Source organism: Pontiella sp., assembly GCF_041622395.1.
Taxonomy (GTDB): Bacteria; Verrucomicrobiota; Kiritimatiellia; order Kiritimatiellales; family Pontiellaceae; genus Pontiella.
The window spans coordinates 1-4,739 of the sequence record NZ_JBFJYW010000291.1; the positions used below are offsets into that span (position 1 = coordinate 1).

A 4,739-nucleotide genomic window follows, 5' to 3' on the forward strand; every position below is an offset into this window, starting at 1 on the left:
CGTCGAACTCGTTGCAAAAAAGGAATCGAATGAAAATACATGAATACCAAGCCAAGGAGCTGCTGAAAAGCTACGGCATTCCGATTCAGGATGGCATGACCATCGACGATCCGGCGCAGGCCGAGGCGGCGGTTGCGCAGGTGGCCCAGGCGTATTCGACGGAGCAGTTCGTCGTCAAGGCGCAGGTGCATGCCGGCGGCCGCGGCAGGGGCGGCGGCGTCAAGTTCGCGGCCGACCGCGCGAGTGCGCTTGAACACATCGAAAGCATTCTGGGCATGACGCTGGTCACGCACCAGACCGGGGCCGAAGGGCGGCTGGTCAAGAAGGTGATGGTGGCGCAGGCGCTCGACATCGCCCAGGAATTCTATGCGGCGATCACGCTCGACCGCGCCCGGGGGATGGATGTGTTCATGGTTTCGTCCGAGGGCGGCATGGAGATCGAAGAGGTTGCCCGAACCGCGCCCGAAAAGATCGTGAAGGAATGGGTGGTGCCGGGCTTCGGGCTACGCCCCTTCCAGGCGCGGCATCTTGCCGCGGCGCTCGGGCTCGAAGGCAACGCCGCCAAGCAGGCCGTCGGCATGTTCCAAAAACTCTACGCGCTCTACCGCGCGTTGGACTGCTCGATCGTCGAGATCAATCCGCTGGTGGTCACGGAGCAGCGGGAACTGGTTGCGCTCGACGCCAAGATCAACTTCGACGACAACGCGCTCTATCTGCACAAGGATGTTGCGGAAATGCGCGACCTCGACGAAGAGGACCCGGCGGAAGTGGAGGCCGGCAAATTCAACCTCAACTACATCAAGCTCGACGGCAACGTCGGCTGCATGGTCAACGGCGCCGGGCTGGCGATGGCGACGATGGACATCATCAAACAGCGCGGCGGATCGCCCGCCAACTTTCTCGATGTCGGTGGCGGCGCGAACGTCGAGACGGTGAAGAACGGCTTCCGGATCATTCTTTCGGATCCGAACGTGAAGGCGGTGCTGATCAATATCTTCGGCGGGATCGTCCGTTGCGACCGCATCGCCAACGGCATCATCGAAGCGGTCAAGGAGTTGAATTTGAACGTGCCGGTCGTGGTGCGCCTCGCCGGAACCAACGCCGAGGTGGCGAAGAAGCTGCTGGCGGAGTCGGGCGTGGATCTCATTTCGGCGGACTCCTTCGAAGACGCCGCAATCAAAGCGGTGGAAGCCGCAGGAGATAGTTAGCCACGAAGAGCACGAATGGACGGTTGAAAAAGACAGGATTGAATTATGGCGATTTTAGTCGATAGGAATTCAAGGATTATCGTGCAGGGGATCACGGGGTCGGAGGGCGGCTTCCATGCGGGGCAGTGCCTGGAATACGGCGGCAACGTGGTGGGCGGCGTGACGCCGGGCAAGGGCGGGCAAACCGCGCTCGACGGTCAGGTGCCCGTGTTCGACAGCTGCGCCGAAGCGCGCCGGGAAGTCGGTGCCAATGTCTCGCTCATCTTCGTGCCGCCGCCGTTCGCGGCCGATGCGATCATGGAGGCCGCCGCGGCGGGGATCGAGCTGATCGTTTGCATCACGGAAGGCATTCCGGTGGCGCAGATGGTGGAGGTGAAGGCGTTTGTCGAGCAAACGGGCTCGCGCTTCATTGGCCCCAACTGCCCGGGCGTCCTCACGCCCGGCCAGGCGAAGGTCGGCATCATGCCGGGCTTCATCGCCAAGGAGGGCCGCATCGGGGTGATTTCCAAATCCGGCACGTTGACCTACGAAGCGGTCGACCAGCTGGTCAAGGAAGGCTTTGGCCAATCGACCTGCATCGGCATCGGCGGCGACCCGATCATCGGAACCACCATGACCGACCTGCTCGAAATGTTCGAAAACGATCCGGACACCGACGCGATCGTGATGATCGGCGAGATCGGCGGCTCGATGGAAATCGACGCGGCCAAGTTTGCGAAGTCGACCGTCAGCAAACCCGTGGTTGGATATATCGCGGGGCAGACCGCGCCTCCGGGCCGCCGCATGGGGCACGCGGGCGCGATCGTGTCGGGGGCGGACGAGTCGGCCGCCGCGAAGAAAAAGCTGATGGCCGAGTGCGGCGTGCACGTGGTCGAGTCCCCGGCGGATATTGGGCGAACGGTGAAGGCCGTGTTGAAGCATCATATAGAGATAGGAGTTGAGTTATGAGCAATAAAGCAATTCTGAAATACGACGGAAAAGAACTGGAGCTGGATACCCTTACCGGAACCGAAGGCGAAGTGGGGATCGACATCACCCAGCTGCGGGCAAAGACCGGCATGATCACGCTGGACCCCGGCTACGGCAACACGGGATCCTGCACCTCCGAGATCACCTTCATCAACGGCGAGAAGGGGATTTTGCAGTACCGTGGGTATGCGATTGAGGAACTGGCCGAAAAGTCGACCTTCATGGAAACCGCGTTCCTGGTGCTGTACGGCCACCTGCCGAGCAAGGACGAGCTCGTTGCCTTCGAGTCCGGGATCAAGCAAGAGGCCTATCTGCATTACGGCATGAAGAGCCACTTCGAAGGCTTCCCGGACAATGCGCCCCCGATGGCGGTGCTTTCGGCGATGCTCAACATCCTTTCGTGCTACAACACCGAGCTGCTGACCACCGCGACCGAAGGGCCGAAGTTCACGGAGCCGGCGACCAAGATTATTTCCAAGGTGCGCGCGATCGCCGCCTGGGCCTACCGCACCTCGGAGGGCAAACCGTTCATGCCGCCGCGCCCGGATCTGGGCTATGGCGGCAACTTCCTGCACATGATGTTCTCGCAGACGTTCGACATGTATGAACCGCTGCCGGAGGTGGAGCGCGCGTTGGATCTTTTCCTGATCCTGCACGCCGACCATGAACAGAACTGCTCGACCTCCACCGTCCGCATGGTCGGCAGCTCGCACGCCAGCCTGTTCAGCGCGGTCTCGGCCGGCGTCGGCGCGCTGTGGGGACCGCTGCATGGCGGCGCCAACTGCGAGGTGATCAAGATGCTGACGCATATCCACCAAGACGGCATCAAGCCGCGCGACTTCGTGGAAAAGGCCAAGGACAAAGACTCGCCGGAAAAGCTGATGGGCTTCGGTCACCGCGTCTACAAGAGCTTCGATCCGCGGGCCAAGATCCTGAAGGGGCAGGTCGACAGCGTGCTCAAGGCGTTGAACGTCACCGACCCGCTGCTCGACATCGCCTACGAGCTCGAAGAGATGGCGCGTTCCGAGGACTATTTCAAGGAGCGCAACCTCTACCCGAACGTCGACTTTTACAGCGGCATCCTGTTGCGCGCGATCGGCATTCCGGTCAACATGTTCACCGTCCTTTTCGCGATTGGCCGCATGCCCGGCTGGATCGCCAACTGGCGGGAAATGCACGAGCAGAGTTTGCGCATCAGTCGTCCGCGCCAAATCTACACGGGCCAAACGCTGCGTCGCTATGTTCCGATGGATCAGCGATAGGCATTCAACAGAAGGTCGCGAAGAGCGCAAAAAGAGGGGCGGTCATGCTCCGCGATCTTTGCGCTCGTCTGTAAAAAAAATGAACCCAAGAGAAATCATCGTTAACGATAAAATGCAGCAGGGATACAACTACCTGCTGACCGAACCGGCCGGCCGTAATTTCCATCCGGATTTCGATCCCGAGCTGACGCCGAAGCAGATGCTGGAGATGGGCATTTTTGGCGGCAAGTATATGACCGACTGCCGCGACGAGTTCCCGGCTTCGTGGTTCGCCAAGGCGAAGCTGTGTCCCGATCGCCATGATCCGAAGCTCAACTATTTCGGGGTCAACGCTTCCAAACCGTTGAGCTATTGGGAGGAGAAAGATTGGATTCACCCCGACGATCCGCGCGGTTGGTTCCAGTGGTATTGCCGCTACTATATGGGGCGGCGGCACGAAGACGACGAGCGGCAGATCAAGCGCTGGCGCGCCATGACGCGCCACATGGCCCAGATCGTGAAAAACTGCGCGCGCGGCGATCTTTCCTGCCGCCCGAAGCAGCGCCAAGCCTTGCTGCACTGGGCCTACGACAGCCGAAGATTTTAATCTATTCCGGCAACCTTCGTTCGAAAATGGCCTTCGAGGTGCCGTTCCCAACGAGATAGAGCGCGATGAGGGAGACGAGAATCCCGCCAAGGTTGATGGAAATCACGTTCACCATGCCGAGCAGAAAATAGAGCACCACGGCCAGGCGATAGGCCCATAGCGCATAGCGGAGGAATCCAACGGCCAGCGTGGCGCTTATCGCGGCAAGAAGGGCGCAAGCTCGCCCGAGTATGCTTCCCGGCATATTGATGAATGCAACCAGGACGGCCAGCGCCCCAAGCGCGTGCAGTCCGGCCAGCAGCAAGATGGCCCGGGCGTATCGTTGCGCCTTCTTTTCCGCAGCGGAAAGGTCACCATTGGGTTTGTCCGGAACAATCCCGCAAACAGGGCATTGCCCGTTCTGCGGGTCGGCTTTGGTCCAACAATGTTTACAGCGCATCATTCATCGTCTCCATCGTTCGGAATAGGGAGACGATCCGCGGCCCGTCTCGGTTGTCGCTATGGAATCCGTTCCCCTAGCAGCCTGTCGGGCTTAGATTTAAGTTGCGAATGTATTTCCATGTTAACGAGTCTGTGCCAGTCTATGCCTATCTTAGGCAAAAGGAAGCCATGGCCGCACGACTCAAGCACCTCGACCGCAGCACCCCGATGCTCATGCCGCCCGATATGCGCGACTGGGTGCGCGACGACCACATCGTCCATTTCATCATCGAC

General features: G+C 60.3%; 5 protein-coding genes. 4 read left to right on the forward strand and 1 reads right to left on the reverse strand.

Going from position 1 to position 4,739, the window contains the following annotated elements; all coding sequences use genetic code 11:
• Positions 1-29: 29 nt before the first annotated feature.
• The 4 genes from sucC (at position 30) to ABYO54_RS14190 (ending at position 4,025) form a co-directional block, all read left to right on the forward strand.
• Positions 30-1,208, forward strand: a complete 1,179-nt coding sequence (gene sucC, locus ABYO54_RS14175; protein ID WP_372808901.1) for an ADP-forming succinate--CoA ligase subunit beta — start codon at positions 30-32, stop codon at positions 1,206-1,208.
• Positions 1,209-1,253: 45 nt separating this feature from the next.
• Positions 1,254-2,156, forward strand: a complete 903-nt coding sequence (gene sucD, locus ABYO54_RS14180) for a succinate--CoA ligase subunit alpha (RefSeq protein WP_372808902.1) — start codon at positions 1,254-1,256, stop codon at positions 2,154-2,156.
• Entirely contained in the window at positions 2,153-3,439 is a 1,287-nt protein-coding gene (locus tag ABYO54_RS14185; RefSeq protein ID WP_372808903.1) for a citrate synthase, read from the forward strand. Before sucD ends, ABYO54_RS14185 begins: the two co-directional genes overlap by 4 nt.
• 79 nt (positions 3,440-3,518) lie before the next feature.
• Positions 3,519-4,025 carry a hypothetical protein gene (locus ABYO54_RS14190; RefSeq protein WP_372808904.1) on the forward strand — a complete coding sequence of 169 codons (507 nt, stop codon included), beginning with the start codon at positions 3,519-3,521 and terminating at the stop codon, positions 4,023-4,025.
• Between the two features lies 1 nt (position 4,026).
• On the opposite strand, the gene ABYO54_RS14195 is transcribed toward ABYO54_RS14190, so the two are convergent.
• Entirely contained in the window at positions 4,027-4,467 is a 441-nt protein-coding gene (locus ABYO54_RS14195; RefSeq protein ID WP_372808905.1) for a hypothetical protein, read from the reverse strand.
• Between the last annotated feature and the right edge of the window lie 272 nt (positions 4,468-4,739).

Bases quoted from the DNA above. Each gene is read 5' to 3' on its own strand.
- ABYO54_RS14195 (WP_372808905.1), bottom strand. From the start codon at position 4,467: ATGATGCGCTGTAAACATTGTTGGACCAAAGCCGACCCGCAGAACGGG.
- ABYO54_RS14190 (WP_372808904.1), top strand. From the start codon at position 3,519: ATGAACCCAAGAGAAATCATCGTTAACGATAAAATGCAGCAGGGATAC.
- sucC (WP_372808901.1), top strand. From the start codon at position 30: ATGAAAATACATGAATACCAAGCCAAGGAGCTGCTGAAAAGCTACGGC.
- ABYO54_RS14185 (WP_372808903.1), top strand. From the start codon at position 2,153: ATGAGCAATAAAGCAATTCTGAAATACGACGGAAAAGAACTGGAGCTG.
- sucD (WP_372808902.1), top strand. From the start codon at position 1,254: ATGGCGATTTTAGTCGATAGGAATTCAAGGATTATCGTGCAGGGGATC.